Here is a 16,688-nt window from a genome sequence, read left to right as displayed (position 1 = left end):
GTCATGCGAAGGCGCTGGGCCCGCATGAACATGGGGTGCCGACGGGACGTCGATTCCGAAATCCCGGTCGCGTTAGCGAGGATGGCGCGCGAGGTCAAAATATTAAAGGGTAAATGACGGGCGAGCCGTGCGCGGTTGTCGCTGGGCGCCGGATCGGCTAGTCCGCTGTGCGGGTCGGCCCAACGGAAAGAGCATGACGGCAACCATCGCGCTGGTCGACGACGACCGCAATATCCTGCAATCCCTGTCCATCGCGCTGCAGGCCGAGGGGTTCGTGACGCGCGTCTATTCGGACGGCGAGGCGGCGCTGAAGCCGCTGATCGACAATCCGCCCGACCTTGCGGTGTTCGACGTCAAGATGCCGCGCATGGACGGGCTCGAACTGCTGCGCCGCCTGCGCGAGAAAAGCCAGCTGCCGGTCATCTTTCTGACCAGCAAGGACGACGAGATCGACGAGGCGCTGGGCCTGGCGATGGGCGCCGACGATTATATCGCCAAGCCTTTCTCCCAGCGCCTGGTCATCGCGCGCATCCGCGCCATCCTGCGCCGCGTCGAACTCAACCGCGCCGCGCCGAGCGCGGATGACGAGCCCGTCGCCGACCCGATCAGCCGCGGCCGGCTGACGATGGACCCGGCGCGCCACAAGGTCAGCTGGGACGGCAAGGACGTGACGCTGACGGTCACCGAATTCCTGATCCTGGAAACGCTGGCAAGCCGCCCCGGCATCGTGCGAAGCCGCAACCAGCTGATGGATGCCGCCTATCAGGACGACGTCTATATCGACGACCGCACGATCGACAGCCACATCAAGCGCCTGCGCCGCAAGTTCCGCGAGGCCGATCCGGAGTTCGACGCGATCGCGACTCTCTATGGGGCGGGCTACCGCTTCTCCGATGACGGCTGACGCGCTCAAACCCGAAGGAAGCGCCGCCGAGCAGGAAGAGGCGCCGCTCGTCTGGTCGGCGCGCTGGTCGCTGACGACGCGCATCTTGGCGGTCAATATCCTCGCGATCATCCTGCTCGGCGGCGGCTTCTTCTATCTCGACACCTATCGCAGCCGCCTCGTCGATACGCGTATCGACGTGATGGAGCACCAGATGGCGCGGCTCGACGAGGCGCTGGAGTCCGCGCGCGCCGACCGGCGCCAGCATCTGATCGACGATTTCACGCGCGCGACCGAATCGCGCCTGCGCTTCTATGCGGCCGACGGGCGGCTGCTCGCCGACAGCTTCAAGACCGGCCCCGCGACCTACACGCTGCGCGATCCCGATCTGCAACCATGGAAACGCGACGCCGCCCGCGCGATGGACCGCGGCATCGACTGGATCGTCGGTGCGCCCTCCTATCCCGATTTCCGCGAGCCGGACGTCGACCGCGGCCAGTCCTGGCCCGAAGTCGCCGAGACGATGAAGAGCGGCGAGGGCACGACGCGCTTCCGCTACGCCCCCGAGCGCACGCCATTGCTCAGCGCCACCCGCGTCGTCGACCTCGACGCCCCCGAAGTCATGCTGATGACGCTGAACGCGCGCGACATCACCAAGACGGTGCGCGCCGAGCGCTTCCGCCTCGCCGTCGTCGTGTCGATGGTGCTGCTCGCCTCGGTGCTGCTCTCGCTCTTCCTGGCGCGGACCATCGTCCGTCCTTTGCGCCGTCTCGCACGCGCCGCGGTGCGCGTGCGCCTCGGCCGCGCCCGCGAGGTGGTCGTCCCGCGCCTGCCGAGCCGCCGCGACGAGATCGGCACGCTCGCCCGCGCGCTCAGCGACATGACGCAGGCCCTGCGCGAACGCATCGACGCCGGCGAGCATTTCGCAGCCGACGTGACGCACGAGCTCAAGAACCCGATCGCATCGGTGCGATCGGCGATCGAGGGACTCGGCCGCGTCACGACCGAAGAGCAGCGCGCGCAATTGCTCACCATCGCCGACGAGGACGTCCGCCGGCTCGACCGGCTGGTCAGCGACATCAGCGAGGCGAGCCGCGTCGACGCGCAATTGTCGCGCACCCATTTCGAACCCGTCGATGTCGGGATGATGATCGAATCGATGCTGGCGGGCCGCGCCGCGCGGGCGGAACAGGGCCAGCCCTCCCCGCGCCTCGCCTTCGCGCGGCCGCGCAAGGACACGACGATGGTGATGGGCGACGGGCACCGGCTGGAACGCGCGATCGACAATATCATCGACAATGCGATCAGTTTCTCGCCCGCGGGCGGACTCGTCTGCATCTCCGCAACGCGGCTGGGCGACGAGGTCCATATCCGGATCGACGACGACGGCCCCGGCATCGATCCCGAACAGCGCGAGGCCATTTTCCGCCGATTCCATAGCGAACGGCCGTCGGGGGAAGCCTTCGGGCGGCACAGCGGCCTGGGCCTTGCGATCGCACGCACGATCATCGAGGGCCATGCCGGCACCATCTCCGCCCGCGACCGCGACGACGGGCGGCCCGGCGCGAGCTTCCTGATCACGCTGCCCGCGCGCGAAGGATCGGACGAAACTGCCTGATAGCGGCTGAGCTATCGTCCTTGCGGCGCCGCAGCATCGCCGGTAAGCCTGCCGTCCATGTTCCCGAGCAGGACCAAGCCCGAGATCGTCAACATCCATGCCAGCTGTGTCGCGGCGGGCAGCGGCGGCGTCCTGATTCTGGGCAATTCGGGTCAGGGGAAATCGGACCTTGCGCTCCGGCTGATCGACCGCGGCGCGCGGCTGGTCGCCGACGATCGCTGCGACATCTGGTACGACCGCGACCGGCTGTGGTGCCGCCCGCCCGAAGAACTCGCCGGCAAGATCGAAGTGCGCGGCATCGGCATCATCGAAAAGCCGTGGGCCGCGCCGGTTCCGCTCGCGCTCGCGGTGCGGCTGACCGACCGCTATGACCGCATGCCGACGGTCAACCAGGTCGAGATGGTCGCCGGTCACCCGCTCCCCGCGCTGCTGCTTTCGGCGTTCGAAGCCTCGGCGCCGATCAAGATCCTCCTCGCGCTCGAACGGCTGGCGCCCGAAAGATGAGCGCCGCGCCGGCCGACCAGCGCCTGCTGCTCGTCACGGGCCTGTCGGGCGCGGGCAAATCGACCGTGCTGAAAGTCCTCGAAGACCTCGGCTGGGAGGTCGTCGACAATCTGCCGCTCGCGCTGCTCGAAGCGCTGATCGACGCGCCGGCGAAGCGCAGCGAGGCCGCGCGGCCGATCGCGGTCGGCATCGACAGCCGCAGCCGCGGTTTCCGCCCGGCGTTGCTCGTCAAGCGGATCAAGGAGCTGCGCGACGCCGGCGACCGCGACATCCAGACTTTGTTCCTCGACTGCGCGGGCGCCGAGCTCGAGCGCCGCTTTTCCGAGACGCGCCGCCGTCATCCGATGGCCGAGGACCGTCCCGCCGCCGACGGCATCGCCCGCGAGCGCGAAATGATGGAGCCGCTCCGCCGCTGGGCCGAGCAGGTCATCGACACGACCAATTACAGCAGCAACGACCTGCAGCAGGAGGTCCGCCAGCGCTTCGGTGATACCGGCGACGACGAACCGGTGCTCAACGTGCTGAGCTTCGGCTTCGCGCGCGGGCTGCCGCGCAACGCCGATCTGGTGTTCGACATGCGGTATCTGCGCAATCCGCACTGGGACCCGAAGCTGAAGCCCGGCACCGGGCTGGACGCGGATGTCGCCGCCTATGTCATGGCCGACCCCGCTTACGAAGACAGCGTCGCGCAGATCGAGATGCTGATCCTGACCCTGCTTCCCCGTTATCGCGCCGAGGGAAAGAGCTATGTCACCATCGCCTTCGGCTGCACCGGCGGGCGTCACCGGTCGGTCCATGTCGCCGACCGTGTTGCTCAAACGCTACGTGCGTCCGGTTATGAGCCAGTTCTGACCCATCGCAATCTTGACTCCGCGCCGCAAGATGGGCTTGAGGGCAGACCCCCGCCCGCATCTCCCGCCGGCGCCGGCAAAGCATAAGGGTCTGCGATTTCATGGGTGTCGATAAAGCTCTGCCGCTGCTGGGAATGGTCCTCGTCACCCACGGCCGCCTTGCCGAAGAGATGGTGCGCGCGATGGAGCATGTCGTCGGCCCGCAGCGCGCGATCGCGACCGTGTGCATCGGTCCCAACGACAATATGGAAATGCGCCGCAAGGAAATCGCCGACGCGATCCGCAAGGTCGACGAGGGCCGCGGCGTGATCATGCTGACCGACCTGTTTGGCGGCACCCCCTCGAACCTGGCGATCAGCCTGCTCGAAAGCGGGCGCACCGAGGTGATCGCGGGCGTCAACCTGCCGATGCTGATCCGGCTGGAAAGCGCCCGCAAGGCGATGGACCTGCGCGCCGCGGTGATCGCGGCCAAGGAAGCGGGCCAGAAATATATCTCCGTCGCATCGGAGATGCTGGGAGTGGGACCATGAGCGGCGAAGTCAGCGAGACGGTCGAGATCACCAACCAGCGCGGGCTCCACGCCCGCGCGAGCGCCAAGTTCGTGACCTTCGTCAGCCGCCTGCCCGAGACGGTGTCGGTCGAGGTCGAAAAGGGCGGATCGCGCGTCAATGGCACCTCGATCATGGGGCTGATGATGCTGGGCGCCGCAAAGGGCGACAGCATCACGATCCACACGAAGGGCGACGGCGCCGACGCCGCGCTGCTGAAGCTCGTCGGGCTGGTCAAGGACAGCTTCGGCGAGGATTGACGCCATGGCTCGCCGCAGCCGCATCGAAAGCTTTTCCAACCCGCTGATCAAGCGGATACGCCTGCTGCGCGAAAAGCGGCACCGCCGCGCCGAGGGGCTGTTCCTGGCCGAGGGGCTGCGCATCGCGACCGAGGCGCGCGAGGCGGGCGTGCTGCCGCACTGGCTGTTCCTGGCCGAGGAAGGCGCCGCGCATCCGCTGGCGCAGGCGCTGGTCGAGGCAACGCTGGCGAGCGGCGGCGAGGTCATCGACACGACGCCCGCGATCCTGTCGAAACTGTCGGGCAAGGACAATGCGCAGACGATCGTCGGCATCTACGCCGAGCCCAAGACCGCGCTCGCCGATCTCGACCGCACTGCCGCGCCGATCTGGCTCGTCGCCGAACGACTGCGCGATCCGGGCAATCTCGGCACGATGCTGCGCACCGGCGACGCGGTCGGCGCGGGCGGGCTGATCCTGCTCGACGAGAGCACCGATCCCTATGCGGTCGAGGCGGTGCGCGCGAGCATGGGGGCGATCTTCACGCAGAAACTGGTGCAGGCGCGCTGGGACGAATTCCTGCCCTGGCTGCGCAGCGGCCCCGGCGAACTGGTCGCGACCTGGCTCGGCGACGATACGCAGGACTATCAGGCGGTGCGTTACGCCGCGCCGACCTTCATCCTGATCGGCAATGAATCGCAGGGAATGCCCGAAGCCTATGCCGCGGCGGCCGACCTGCGCGTGAAGATGCCGATGATGGGCAAGGCGGACAGCCTGAACGCCGCGGTCGCGGCGTCGGTGATGGCCTATGAGGTGCTGAACCAGCGGCGAAGCTGAACGGCGAACACGCTTTCCGTTCAGCGGCGCGCCACCCTTGTGCTACTATCCGATACCCGTTCGCATCGAGCGAAGTCGAGATGCCGTGAGGACGCGCGCTGACGATGGCCGTCTCGACTTCGCTCGACGCGAACGGACTTCAAGGAGAGCTCCCGTGTCCAAGTTGCTTCCGCTTCTTGCCGTCGGCCTATCGTTGGCCGCCTGCGTCCCGGCCGCCCAGCCGCCGCAGGGTCCGAAGCCCGCCGCCTATTTCGCGCTCGGCACCGAGCCCGGCTGGACGCTGGAGATCACCCCCGAGCGGCTCAACTACAACGGCGATTACGGCGAGACGAAGATCGCGGTGCCCAATCCCGGAGCGCGGCCTTCGTTCAACGGCGAGCGCTATGTCACCGATCGACTGACGGTCGACGTCACGCATGCGACATGCAGCGACGGGATGAGCGATCGCCGCTATCGCGACACGGTGACGGTCACCGCCGACGGCAAGACGGTGAAGGGCTGCGGCGGCGGGGTGCTGCCGCCCAGCGAACTTGCGGGAACGAGCTGGACCTTCGTGTCGATCGGCGGTGTTGCAGTCGCGGGCGAGCGGCCGACGTCGCTGCAGTTCGACGGCGAGCGGTTGAGCGGTAGCGCGGGGTGCAACCGCTTCTCGGGCAGCTACAGGGTCGAGGGCAGCACGCTGACCGCAGGACCACTGATGGCGACCAAGATGGCCTGCCCCGGTGCGGGCATGACGCAGGAGAGCGCCTTCTTCGCGCTGATGCGCGGTCCGGTGAGCCTCGCCTTCCCTAACGACGGCACGCTGATCCTGAACGGCGCCGACGGCAAGACGGCGCTGCTGAAGCGCGCGATCTAGTCGTTCACGCGATCCAACTGAAAAGGGGCAGACGAATTTCGCCTGCCCCCCTTGGCCAGATGTTGCGGATTTCAGCTTACGGTTTCAACAACCGCAGAAAGCTTTTCAATGCTTGCTTCGCTTCCGACAGACTCGGAAACTTGCGTGCAGATACCGCGATCCACCGCCCCTCCGGCGTGGCAATGAACCACTGCCAGATACCGGGCTCAGTTTCAGCGCAATATTTCTGAAGCATCGACATAGCCGTTCTCCTTGAATGGAGGGCTAGACCAGAAGTGCCGCGTTTATTGTTCAGCAGGAATATAAATAGGGCTTCCAAAAACCTCTTCGCTACGCTCAGCTCGCAGTCTCTTTGGAGGATATTCAGATCTTCTAAGGGAATCTCTACATCACCGTCACGACACTCGTCTGCTTCTGTTCAAGCATCAAGGGTCCATATCGAGTCTCCTCTCTATCACTTTGACAGTCTGGCCAAGTTCGAATTCGGCAGCTCATCAAGATGTTCGGCTGTCGATATTCTAGTAATCGGTCGGGCATTCTGCTCGGAGGCCGGCAACGGCGCAATGGCCTTATCGCCGGTTTCAATGTCTAAGCTTTCAAACCGCCGGGCTTGGGTGAGAACCTGAGATTCGAAGCTACCAACGAAGGCATTGTAAGCGCCGGTCGCCTGGTCGAGATTCTTGCCGACGCGCGCGATGTGCGATCCCATCACCGACATGCGCGCATAGAGTTCCTTGCCGAGCGCGGCGATCTCGCGCGCCTGCCCGGCGAGCTTTTCCTGCCGCCACACCGCCGCAACGGTGCGCGCGATCGCGATGAGGTTGGTCGGGGTCGCGAGCAGCACCTTGCGCTCGAACGCATAGTCCCAGAGCTCGTGATCCTGATCGAGCGCGGCGGCAAGAAAATGCTCGCCGGGGACGAACATCACGACGAAATCGGGGGTGTCGTCGAACTGGTTCCAGTAGGATTTGGCGCCGAGCGTGTTGACATGCGCCTTCATCGCCGCGGCGTGCGCGGCGAGATGCACCGCCTTTTCATTCTCGTCGACCGCGCCGAACGCATCCTGATAGGCGTTGAGCGACACCTTGGCGTCGATAACGAGGCTCTGTCCGCCCGGCACCTTGACGACGACGTCGGGACGGAGGCGTCCGCCGTCGCCATCGGCGACGCTGACCTCGGTCTGGAAATCGGCATGCTCGCTGAGCCCGCAGCTTTCGAGGACATTGCGCAGCTGCTGCTCGCCCCAGCGGCCGCGCGCCTTGGGGGCGTTGCGGAGCGCGTTGACGAGCTTTGCGGCTTCGCTCGACACGCGCTCGGTGCCTTCGCGCATCGCCGCGATCTGGCCGTGGAGCAGTCCGAAGGCGTCGCGGCGCTCGGCCTCGACCTTGCCGACGGCTTCCTCATATTTCTGCAGCCGCTCGTGGACCGGGGACAGCAAGGCTTTGAGATTCTGTCCCGCCGTCTCCTCGCTCTGCTTGAAACGCTGCTCGGCGCGTTCGAGGAAGGCTTTTTGCGCCTCACCGAGCATCGCCTGCCCGACTTCGCGGAACTGCGCCGTGAGCGCCGTCTGCGCGTCGCGGAGCTGGGCGATCTGCGCCTCGTGCGCCTCGTCGCGGGCGCGCTGTTCGGCAAGCAGCGCCGAGAGTTTGAGGTCCGCCGCCTTGCGCGCCTCGGCCTCGGCCGCAAGATCGGTCACCGCCGCCTTGAAACGCTCGGACAATCCATCACGCTCGGCCTTCAGCGCCCCCGCCTGCCGTCCGGCGAACAGCCAGCCGATCAGGCCGCCGAGACCGAGGGCGACGAAGGCGATAGCGAGCGCGGTGACATCCATGCACGGAACATAGATCGAACACCACCCTTCTGGCTAGCCGGTAATTGCCAGATCAGAGCATTTCGCTCGATACGTCGAGTTCGCGCACGCGGCGCTTCTGCCGCGCGGCGTCGACCAGCCGACGCAGTTCCTCGCGCCGTTCCGCCGCCCGCTCGATATGCGGGATGACGAGCGCGCCCGCGCGCGTCGTCTCGTCGGACGAATCGATGCTGATGGTGCCGATCCCTGCCCACTGGTTGACAAGGGTGAAGTCCATGCGGACGTCCTTGACGCGGTAAAGCTCGATCTCGTCGATGCTTTTGACGAATATGCCCTTGCGCAGGATCAGGCGGTCCTCGGTCAGCTCGTACGTGACGCCGAGGTTGCGGATCCACTGAACGAGGATGATCAGGAACCCGACCCCGACGAGGCAGAGCAGCAGCGTCAGCCAGCCGAGGAGCGTGCCGCGCAGCCAGCCCCAGGTCGAGGAACGAAAGCGGTCGAGAACTTCGGGCATGTCTGTCTCTCCTCAGGAACCGGATGCCTTCCACGACGCGGGCAGGATTGCCCGGTAGGATGCCACATCGGGCGCGCCGCCGATCGTCGCGCCCTGCGTCAGCAGCCAATAGTGCCGCACGATCTCCGCCTGCTGTTCCAGTCCGTAGCGGTGGAGCGGCCAGCCGGGTTTGAGGCTGTAGTCATAGGTCGCGAACGGGTGCCGCATGAGCACCAGATACCAACGTCCGCGCTGCTGCGCCTGCCAGACGTGCGTCATTTCGTGAAGGAACAGCCCCTTGGCCTTCCATTCATCCTCGCGCACACCGGCCGGGGAGGAAAAATCGTCGCAATAGACGCCGCCCCTGGGATGGAAATGCAGGTCGCCCATCGGCGCCATGACGATGCGGCGCGGCTGGAAGAAGATCCATTTATAGTGGCGCACGCGCACCCGCGCATAGTCGATGGCGTCGCCGAAGACGCTTTGCGCGAGCGCGATCTCGCCTTTCGTCAGGGGTCGCGACGGGCGCGGCACTTATTTCTTGGCCGCGTCCGCCGGCGCCTTTTCGGCGTCCATCGCACCATGATCCATCTTGCTGTGATCCATTGCCGTTTCGCCGGTCGCGGCCGCCTCGCCGCCCGGGGCGGGCTTGATCGGCAGGTCGAACAGGATGCGCTCGTTGTTGTTGTTGGTGAAGACGAATTGCATCGGCAGCTTGCCCGCGCGCACCGCGGCGCCGTTGATGTTCCAGATCATCAGATGCTTGCCGCCCTGCTTGAATTGCAGCTTGCCCTTTGCGGGGACGTCGGCGCTGACCAGCGGCTTCATCGTCACCACGCCATTTTCCTTGACGCTCTCGTGCATTTCGACGCGCTGCGCGAGATCGGAGGTGACGGCCATCAGCTGGACGTCGCGCGGACCGCCCTGGACGGTGAAATAGCCGACCGCCGGACGGTCGGGGGTGGCGGCCATCTGGATATAGCCGCCGACGACGTTCAGCGGCTGGCCCTTGCCCAGATTCTGCTCGCACGCGGTCAGGGTCAGCGCGGTGGCGACAAGTGCGGTGCCAAGAAAGAGACGGGGAGCGAAGGGTTTCATTTCGGGATGACTCCGTAAAAGCGCGAAATTTTCGGATTCCAGATAGGCGGTCAAAACCCTTGTGCCAAGGCAAAGCGCACCTATATCGCGCCCATCAAACCCATGGACGGCGTGCCTGATTAGGGCGCCGAAGAAGCAACAAGGACGGTTATCAATGGCAAAAGTGATCGGGATCGACCTCGGCACCACGAACAGCTGTGTCGCGGTGATGGAAGGCGGCAAGCCCAAGGTTATCGAAAATGTCGAAGGGACGCGCACGACGCCCTCGATCGTCGCCTTTGCAAAGGACGGCGAGCGCCTGATCGGCCAGCCGGCGAAGCGCCAGGCGGTCACCAATCCCGAAAACACCATCTTTGCGGTGAAGCGCCTGATCGGCCGCCGCTTCGACGATCCCATGACCAAGAAGGACATGGAACTCGTCCCCTACACCATCGCCAAGGGCCCGAACGGCGACGCGTGGGTCAAGGCGGGCGGCGAGGATTATTCGCCGTCGCAGATTTCGGCCTATATCCTCCAGAAGATGAAGGAAACCGCCGAGGCCTATCTGGGCGAAAAGGTCGAGCAGGCGGTGATCACCGTTCCTGCCTACTTCAACGACGCGCAGCGCCAGGCGACCAAGGACGCCGGCAAGATCGCGGGCCTGGAAGTGCTGCGCATCATCAACGAGCCGACCGCGGCGGCGCTGGCCTATGGCCTCGACAAGACCGAGAACAAGACGATCGCGGTCTATGACCTTGGCGGCGGCACGTTCGACATCTCGATCCTCGAGGTCGGCGACGGCGTGTTCGAGGTGAAGTCGACCAACGGCGACACCTTCCTCGGCGGCGAAGACTTTGACAGCAAGATCGTCGAATATCTGGCCGACGGCTTCAAGAAGGACGAAGGCATCGACCTGCGCAGCGACAAGCTGGCGCTCCAGCGGCTGAAGGAGGCCGCCGAAAAGGCGAAGATCGAACTGTCTTCGGCCGCGACGACCGAGGTCAACCTGCCCTTCATCACCGCCGACGCCAACGGGCCGAAGCACCTCGTCAAGACGATCACCCGCGCCGACCTGGAAAAGCTGGTCGAAGAGCTGGTCAAGCGCACGCTCGAGCCCTGCAAGAAGGCGATCAAGGACGCCGGCGTCTCGGCCAGCGAGATCGACGAGGTCGTGCTGGTCGGCGGCATGACGCGCATGCCGCGCGTCCGCGACGTCGTGAAGGATTTCTTCGGCAAGGAACCGCACACCGGCGTGAACCCCGACGAAGTCGTCGCGATCGGCGCCGCGATCCAGGCGGGCGTGCTGCAGGGCGACGTCAAGGATGTGCTGCTGCTCGACGTCACGCCGCTGAGCCTTGGCATCGAGACGCTGGGCGGCGTGTTCACGCGCATGATCGATCGCAACACGACGATCCCGACCAAGAAGTCGCAAGTCTACTCCACGGCTGACGACAATCAGTCGGCAGTGACGATCCGCGTCTTCCAGGGCGAGCGCGAAATGGCCGCCGACAACAAGATGCTCGGCCAGTTCGACCTGGTGGGCATCCCGCCGGCGCCGCGCGGCGTGCCGCAGATCGAGGTGACCTTCGACATCGACGCCAACGGCATCGTGTCGGTCCACGCCAAGGACAAGGGCACCGGCAAGGAACAGCAGATCAAGATCCAGGCCTCGGGCGGCCTCAGCGACGCGGACATCGACCAGATGGTCAAGGACGCCGAGCAGTTCGCCGAAGAGGACAAGAAGCGCCGTGAGGCGGCCGAGGCGAAGAACAACGCCGAAAGCCTGATCCACACGACCGAGCGCCAGCTGCAGGAACATGCCGACAAGGTCGATCCGGGCCTGAAGGGCGAGATCGAGGCGGCGATCGCCGAAGCCAAGACCGCGGTCGAAGGCGGCGACAGCGCGGCGATGACCGAAAAGGCGCAGGCGCTCGCGCAGGTCGCCATGAAGCTGGGCCAGGCGATCTACGAGAAGGAACAGCAGTCGGCTGCGTCCCGCGGCGCCGACGATGCCGGCGAGGCGAAGGCCGACGAAGATGTCGTCGACGCCGAATTCTCCGAAGTCGAAGACGACAAGAAGTAAAGGCTGACCTCTCATGCCGTTCGTGCTGAGCTTGTCGAAGCACCGCCCTTCTTCTTCAGAGAAGAACGGCCCCCCTCGACGCCGCCTGCGGCGTCGCTCGGGACAGGCTTCGACAGGCTCAGGGCGAACGGAAATGGGAGGCCGGGCTAGGGGCCGATAGATTATGTCGCTCGACATCGATTATTATGAACTGCTCGAAGTCGATCGCACCGCCGACGACGCGGCGCTGAAGGCCAGCTATCGCAAGCTCGCAATGCAATATCACCCCGACAAGAATCCGGGGTGCGGCGACAGCGAGGCGCGGTTCAAGGCGATCAACGAGGCCTATGACTGCCTGAAGGATCCGCAGAAGCGCGCGGCCTATGACCGGTTCGGCAAGGCCGGCGTCAACGGCGGCGCGGGCGGCTTCGGCGGTGGCACCGGCGCCGATTTCGGCGACATCGGCGATATTTTCGAATCGATCTTCGGCTCGGCGTTCGGCGGCGGACGCCAGCAGCGCGGCCCGGCGCGCGGCGCCGACCTGCGTTACGACATGGAAATCAGGCTCGAGGACGCCTTCACCGGCGTGACGCGCGAGATCCAGGTCGACGTCGCGGCGCGCTGCGAGACGTGCGACGGATCGGGTGCCAAGCCCGGCACCGCGACCAACCGCTGCTCGACCTGCGCCGGTCACGGCAAGGTGCGCGCGCAGCAGGGTTTCTTCATGGTCGAGCGCACCTGCCCGACCTGTCAGGGCGCGGGCGAGGTGATCGCCGACCCCTGCAATACGTGCCACGGCGAAGGCCGTGTAGACCGCCGCAAGACGCTGACCGTCAACATCCCTGCCGGGGTCGACGAGGGCACGCGCATCCGCCTGTCGGGCGAGGGCGAAAGCGGCGCGCGCGGTGCGGCGCCGGGCGACCTCTACATCTTCCTCCACATGGCGCGGCACAAGGTGTTCGAGCGCGAGGGCACGACGCTGTTCACCCGGGCGCCGATCAGCTTCACCACCGCGGCGCTCGGCGGGTCGATCGCCATCCCCGGCCTCGACGGCAAGAAGCACGACATCGCGATTCCCGCGGGCATCCAGTCGGGCAAGCAGCTCCGCCAGCGCGGCGCGGGCATGCCGGTGCTGAACGGCCGCGGCACGGGCGACCTCGTCGTCCAGATCGATGTCGAGACGCCGACGAGGCTCAGCGCGAAGCAGAAGGAATTGCTGCAGGCGTTCCGCGAGACCGAAACCGGCGACGAATGCCCGGCGAGCCAGGGCTTTTTCGGCCGCATTAAGGAAATGTGGGACGATCTGACGGAGTGATCCGTCGCTCTCCTTCGCGGGAGAAGGACTTTGCATCCCGCCGACGCTCGGGTAACCTTCGCACTTTCCTTTGCGAAAGGTCCTGCATGATCCGCGCCGCTCTGCTCGCTTCCGCCCTGTTTGCCGCGCCGCTGCCGGCGCTCGCGCAGACCGACTGGTCGAAGGTCGACATCCGCACCGAGACCGTCGTCCCCGGCCTGGCGGTGCTGTTTGGCGCCGGCGGAAATATTGCGGTCAGCCACGGCGCCGACGGGACGATCCTGGTCGACGATCAATATGCGCCGCTGACCCCGAAGATCGAGGCGGCGGTCAAGGCGCTGGGCGCGCCGCCCGCCGAATGGCTGATCAACACCCACTGGCACGGCGACCATAGCGGCGGGAACGAGAATTTCGGCAAGGCCGGCGCGATGATCATGGCGCACGACCATGTCCGCGAGCGCATGGCGTCGCAGCAGACGGTGCGCGGCACGGCGGTGCCGCCGAGCCCGAAGGGCGCGCTGCCGGTGCTCACCTATCACGACGGGATCACGCTCCACCTCAACGGCGATACGATCAAGGTGATGCACGCGCCGCACGCGCACACCGACGGCGATTCGATCCTCCACTGGCAGGGCGCGAACGTCTTTCACATGGGCGACCTGTTCTTCAACAAGGTCAGCCTGCCCTTCATCGACCTCGACAGCGGCGGATCGGCCTATGGCGTGCTTGCCGCCGCCGACCGCGTGCTGGCGCTCGCCGACGACAAGAGCGTGATCATCCCCGGCCATGGCCCGCTCGCGACCAAGGCCGATCTCGCGGCGTATCGCGCGATGCTCGCCGACGTGATCGCGGCGGTCGAAAGCGCCAAGGCGGCGGGCAAGACGCTGGACGAAGTGACCGCGATGAACGTCGCGGGAAAATATGAGATCAAGGGCGGCTTCATGCCGACCGACGGCTTCGTCGCATCGATATTCAACAGCGAAAGGGGCCATCCGCACGGGGCCCGGCCCGACCGATCGAAGGATATCATGGGCGCGCACGACCATGGCGAGGGCCCGCACTCGCACTGACCCCAGTCAGGCCGGCCCGATCTCGCCCCTCAGCTCGGCGATCAGCGCCTTCACCTTCGGCAGCCGGCCCTCTTCCTCGTCAAGAATCGCGTGGAAGGCCTGTCGCTTGATCGCGGCGAGGTCTTCGGCCGGTAACGCCTTGTCGCCCGCGACGCTGCTCGACACGATGTCGATCAGCCGGTCGGCGCCGTGGAGGCGGCCCCACAGATAGTCATTCTCGCGGTAGGCGCGGCTGAAGAAGGCGCCGAAGCTGTTGAACTCGATGCCCTTCAGCATCGCCCCCGCGCCGCCGGTGCGGATCGCGGTGGCGTCGGAGGGCGAGATGCGGTCGATCTTGATCGGGTCGAACTCGTCGAACCCCTCGCCCTGCAACAGCGGCAGGGTCGCGATGTCATAGAAAGGATAGCCCAGATAGGCGAGCAGCAGGACGCGGCGGTCGTCCTTGGGCAGCCCGGCCAGTCCCTTGGCCACCAGTTCGTCGGCCGCGGCATCGGCGCCGATCAGGTCGCGGCGATCGCCGAGCGCGTCGATCCACATCGCCGCGTCGGCGTCGGCGGGCACATCAATGCCGGCGAGCCAATGATCGCCCTCGCGTTCGAGATAGAGGCCCAGCGCGGCGTAGATGGCGCTTCGCATCGCATCGCAGGCGGGGTCGCGCACGTCGCGCTTCGCCTCGACCACGCGGTCGAGCTCGCGCGCGAGGAAACGCAGGCGGCGGATGCGAAAGCCGAGGTCGTGGGTGCGAAAGAAGGCGACGGCATCGCCGCTCGCCCCCAGCCCGCGCCGGCCCGACAGCCGGTCGAGCCCGCGGGCGCGGATTTCCGTCCACAGCGCGTCGCGGCGGTTGCGGCGGTGGACATCGCCCTCGGGCGGCGCAAGCCGGTTGACCGCGCCGACCAGATCCTCGACCACCGCCGACAGCTTGAGATGCCCGTAGGGCGAGTAGGCAAAGCCCGCGCGCACCGACGCCTGATCCTGCGCCTTCGCGCGCCATTTCTGGAGCCGCGCCGGGGTCGGCGTGTCGAGGAAGAAGGTGGCGCCGAACAGCGCCGCGACCTGTTCCTCGACCTCGACTTTCATCGCATCGACGATATGCTGCATGCGGCGGATACGACGCGACATGCCCTCGATCGCCTCGACATTATCGCGGATCGGCTGCTCGCGCGGGATTTCGGAGAGCGCGCCAAGGATCGTGGACAGGAAACCCGGCAACCGCGCGGGCTCGCCTTCGGCCGCTGCCCCGCCGCCCTTGCCGAAGCTGATCGCACGATAGTCGGGCTTGGGGTCGATATAGACGAAACGCCGGTCGATCTCGCGCCGCGCCGGGCGCTGCTTGAGCGCGGCGATCGCGGGGCGGAAGGGCGCGTTGGCGAGCACCGATCCGTCGATCAGCACGCGGTCGGCGGGATCGCCCTCACCGCCGGCGGGCAGCTGCGCGGCGATGAAACCGTCGCGCCCCGGCCAGGCGATGCCGCGCCGATCGAGCACCCGGTCGAGTTCGCGCAGGGTGAAGGGCGGAAAGGCGCCCGGGAAACTGGCGGTCGCACGCGCCGCCGCGGCGAGCGAGGGAATATCGCCGAGCCCGTCCCCAGCGGCACTGTCCTGCCGGAAATGCATGACCAGCCGGTGCTCCTGCTCGGTGACGCGCGGCGGGCTGTTGAGATGGAGCGGGGCGCTGTGCCCCGCGAAATCGGTGACCGAGACGAACAGGTCGACCGGCTGGCCCGCCGGCAGCAGCGACGGCCCTTTCGGCCCGTCCGCCATCGCGTCGAAGGCGTCGAGCAACAGGTTCGAGAAGGTTTCGCCGCCGAAGGGCGGTTCGAACCAGCGCGCCCGCACGAAGCGCGACAGCTTTGCGCGCACCTCATCCTGGGCGCCTGCGCCGACGGTGCGGTCGATGACATTGCCGCGCTTCTTCATCATCCAGCCGGCGAGCGGCACCGCCCAGAATTTGGTCGCTGCCGACAAGGGGCGCGCGTCGGGATCGATCAGGCTGTCGACGTCGGCGTCCTTCAGCCACAGCTCGGTCAAGGGATCGAGCGACTGGCCGCTCGCGATCGCGCGCGCGAGGAAGATGCCGTTGATCCCGCCGGCGCTCGCCCCCGCGACGATATCGGCCAGGACGCGAAGCCGCGTGCCGCTGCGCGCCTCGATTGCGGACAGCAGCGCGTGATAGGTGCGGCCCGACCCGCCGGGCACCTTGCCCTCGTGAAAGGCCCGCGACGCGGCGGCCAGCCGCCACACCTCCTTGGTGATGCCGTGCATATAGACGGCGAGGCTGATGCCGCCGTAGCAAATCAGGGCGAAGCGCAGTTCCTTTTCCCGCATCGGCGCCGTGATAGCGCGGTTCGAGGCCGCTGTCCCGTCCTGCGAAGGCGGCGATCGGTCCAGGCGATGCACAGGCCGCGTCATCGGCCCAAAGTTCAGGAAAGTTCATCCCTGTGCGACCCTCGATTTGCCCGCGCCGGGATGCCGCCGTGCGTGCAAAGCGGGCCGTGTCGGGGTGGGGCGGACGTTCATGGTAGTCGCGCGCGCGCCTCCCGCA

Annotated in this window: 17 protein-coding genes; 11 read left to right on the top strand and 6 right to left on the bottom strand. The window is 66.6% G+C overall.

The genetic code is table 11. The features are described from left to right. Nucleotides 1-193 precede the first annotated feature (193 nt). From ATE67_RS07665 to ATE67_RS07630, 8 genes are all read left to right on the top strand, one after another. Nucleotides 194-904 carry a response regulator transcription factor gene (locus ATE67_RS07665; protein WP_058816130.1) on the top strand — a complete coding sequence of 237 codons (711 nt, stop codon included), beginning with the start codon at nt 194-196 and terminating at the stop codon, nt 902-904. After that, entirely contained in the window at nt 894-2,501 is a 1,608-nt protein-coding gene (locus tag ATE67_RS07660) for a sensor histidine kinase (protein WP_058816129.1), read from the top strand. The genes ATE67_RS07665 and ATE67_RS07660 overlap by 11 nt, the downstream gene beginning before the upstream one ends. Nucleotides 2,502-2,558: 57 nt before the next feature. Beyond that, the gene (locus ATE67_RS07655; protein ID WP_058816128.1) at nt 2,559-3,005 is read left to right on the top strand and encodes an HPr kinase/phosphorylase; all 447 of its coding nucleotides are present in this window, start codon (nt 2,559-2,561) and stop codon (nt 3,003-3,005) included. Further along, nucleotides 3,002-3,943, top strand: coding sequence for an RNase adapter RapZ (rapZ, locus tag ATE67_RS07650; protein WP_058816127.1), 942 nt, complete (start codon nt 3,002-3,004; stop codon nt 3,941-3,943). Before ATE67_RS07655 ends, rapZ begins: the two co-directional genes overlap by 4 nt. Before the next feature lie 38 nt (nt 3,944-3,981). Next, a complete protein-coding gene (locus ATE67_RS07645; RefSeq protein WP_058816415.1) occupies nt 3,982-4,386 on the top strand; it encodes a PTS sugar transporter subunit IIA in 405 nt (134 codons plus the stop codon). Further along, the gene (locus ATE67_RS07640; RefSeq protein ID WP_058816126.1) at nt 4,383-4,664 is read left to right on the top strand and encodes an HPr family phosphocarrier protein; all 282 of its coding nucleotides are present in this window, start codon (nt 4,383-4,385) and stop codon (nt 4,662-4,664) included. Before ATE67_RS07645 ends, ATE67_RS07640 begins: the two co-directional genes overlap by 4 nt. A 4-nt stretch (nt 4,665-4,668) precedes the next feature. Further along, complete coding sequence (locus tag ATE67_RS07635; RefSeq protein WP_058816125.1) at nt 4,669-5,478, top strand: TrmH family RNA methyltransferase; 810 nt, start codon at nt 4,669-4,671, stop codon at nt 5,476-5,478. Nucleotides 5,479-5,632: 154 nt separating this feature from the next. Continuing rightward, entirely contained in the window at nt 5,633-6,334 is a 702-nt protein-coding gene (locus ATE67_RS07630) for an META domain-containing protein (RefSeq protein WP_058816124.1), read from the top strand. Between the two features lie 76 nt (nt 6,335-6,410). Here the strand turns inward: ATE67_RS07630 and ATE67_RS21350 are convergent, their stop codons facing one another. The 5 genes from ATE67_RS21350 to ATE67_RS07610 form a co-directional block, all read right to left on the bottom strand. Beyond that, nucleotides 6,411-6,575, bottom strand: a complete 165-nt coding sequence (locus tag ATE67_RS21350; protein ID WP_156416945.1) for a hypothetical protein — start codon at nt 6,573-6,575, stop codon at nt 6,411-6,413. A gap of 213 nt (nt 6,576-6,788) precedes the next feature. Then, nucleotides 6,789-8,165: a DNA recombination protein RmuC gene (locus ATE67_RS07625; RefSeq protein WP_058816123.1), complete on the bottom strand. Its 1,377-nt coding sequence runs from the start codon at nt 8,163-8,165 to the stop codon at nt 6,789-6,791. Nucleotides 8,166-8,217: 52 nt separating this feature from the next. Further along, on the bottom strand, nt 8,218-8,661 hold the full coding sequence (locus tag ATE67_RS07620) for a PH domain-containing protein (RefSeq protein ID WP_058816122.1): 444 nt from the start codon (nt 8,659-8,661) through the stop codon (nt 8,218-8,220). Between the two features lie 12 nt (nt 8,662-8,673). Continuing rightward, nucleotides 8,674-9,174, bottom strand: a complete 501-nt coding sequence (locus ATE67_RS07615) for a hypothetical protein (RefSeq protein ID WP_058816121.1) — start codon at nt 9,172-9,174, stop codon at nt 8,674-8,676. After that, complete coding sequence (locus tag ATE67_RS07610; RefSeq protein ID WP_058816414.1) at nt 9,175-9,738, bottom strand: copper chaperone PCu(A)C; 564 nt, start codon at nt 9,736-9,738, stop codon at nt 9,175-9,177. It abuts the gene before it with no gap. A gap of 154 nt (nt 9,739-9,892) precedes the next feature. Here ATE67_RS07610 and dnaK point away from each other — a divergent pair, with 154 nt between their 5' ends. From dnaK to ATE67_RS07595, 3 genes are all read left to right on the top strand, one after another. Then, nucleotides 9,893-11,800 (top strand): molecular chaperone DnaK, encoded by a 1,908-nt coding sequence (gene dnaK, locus ATE67_RS07605; RefSeq protein WP_058816120.1) that lies wholly within the window; start codon nt 9,893-9,895, stop codon nt 11,798-11,800. A gap of 163 nt (nt 11,801-11,963) precedes the next feature. Continuing rightward, nucleotides 11,964-13,094: a molecular chaperone DnaJ gene (gene dnaJ / locus ATE67_RS07600; RefSeq protein WP_058816119.1), complete on the top strand. Its 1,131-nt coding sequence runs from the start codon at nt 11,964-11,966 to the stop codon at nt 13,092-13,094. 86 nt (nt 13,095-13,180) lie between these two features. Beyond that, complete coding sequence (locus tag ATE67_RS07595) at nt 13,181-14,143, top strand: MBL fold metallo-hydrolase (RefSeq protein ID WP_082660262.1); 963 nt, start codon at nt 13,181-13,183, stop codon at nt 14,141-14,143. A gap of 6 nt (nt 14,144-14,149) precedes the next feature. Here the strand turns inward: ATE67_RS07595 and ATE67_RS07590 are convergent, their stop codons facing one another. Beyond that, on the bottom strand, nt 14,150-16,471 hold the full coding sequence (locus tag ATE67_RS07590) for a patatin-like protein (RefSeq protein ID WP_058816413.1): 2,322 nt from the start codon (nt 16,469-16,471) through the stop codon (nt 14,150-14,152). Nucleotides 16,472-16,688: the final 217 nt, after the last annotated feature.

This window comes from Sphingopyxis sp. H050 (genome assembly GCF_001468265.1).
In the GTDB taxonomy this organism is placed as follows: domain Bacteria; phylum Pseudomonadota; class Alphaproteobacteria; order Sphingomonadales; family Sphingomonadaceae; genus Sphingopyxis.
Note: the sequence above shows the minus strand (reverse complement) of the source record. Positions and strands in the feature narration are given on the sequence as shown.

Coding starts and splice junctions, on each gene's coding strand:
- ATE67_RS07665 (WP_058816130.1), top strand. CDS start 194: ATGACGGCAACCATCGCGCTGGTCGACGACGACCGCAATATCCTGCAA.
- dnaJ (WP_058816119.1), top strand. CDS start 11,964: ATGTCGCTCGACATCGATTATTATGAACTGCTCGAAGTCGATCGCACC.
- dnaK (WP_058816120.1), top strand. CDS start 9,893: ATGGCAAAAGTGATCGGGATCGACCTCGGCACCACGAACAGCTGTGTC.
- ATE67_RS07635 (WP_058816125.1), top strand. CDS start 4,669: ATGGCTCGCCGCAGCCGCATCGAAAGCTTTTCCAACCCGCTGATCAAG.
- ATE67_RS07620 (WP_058816122.1), bottom strand. CDS start 8,661: ATGCCCGAAGTTCTCGACCGCTTTCGTTCCTCGACCTGGGGCTGGCTG.
- ATE67_RS21350 (WP_156416945.1), bottom strand. CDS start 6,575: ATGTCGATGCTTCAGAAATATTGCGCTGAAACTGAGCCCGGTATCTGG.
- ATE67_RS07595 (WP_082660262.1), top strand. CDS start 13,181: ATGATCCGCGCCGCTCTGCTCGCTTCCGCCCTGTTTGCCGCGCCGCTG.
- ATE67_RS07640 (WP_058816126.1), top strand. CDS start 4,383: ATGAGCGGCGAAGTCAGCGAGACGGTCGAGATCACCAACCAGCGCGGG.
- rapZ (WP_058816127.1), top strand. CDS start 3,002: ATGAGCGCCGCGCCGGCCGACCAGCGCCTGCTGCTCGTCACGGGCCTG.
- ATE67_RS07655 (WP_058816128.1), top strand. CDS start 2,559: ATGTTCCCGAGCAGGACCAAGCCCGAGATCGTCAACATCCATGCCAGC.
- ATE67_RS07660 (WP_058816129.1), top strand. CDS start 894: ATGACGGCTGACGCGCTCAAACCCGAAGGAAGCGCCGCCGAGCAGGAA.
- ATE67_RS07625 (WP_058816123.1), bottom strand. CDS start 8,165: ATGGATGTCACCGCGCTCGCTATCGCCTTCGTCGCCCTCGGTCTCGGC.
- ATE67_RS07590 (WP_058816413.1), bottom strand. CDS start 16,471: ATGCGGGAAAAGGAACTGCGCTTCGCCCTGATTTGCTACGGCGGCATC.
- ATE67_RS07610 (WP_058816414.1), bottom strand. CDS start 9,738: ATGAAACCCTTCGCTCCCCGTCTCTTTCTTGGCACCGCACTTGTCGCC.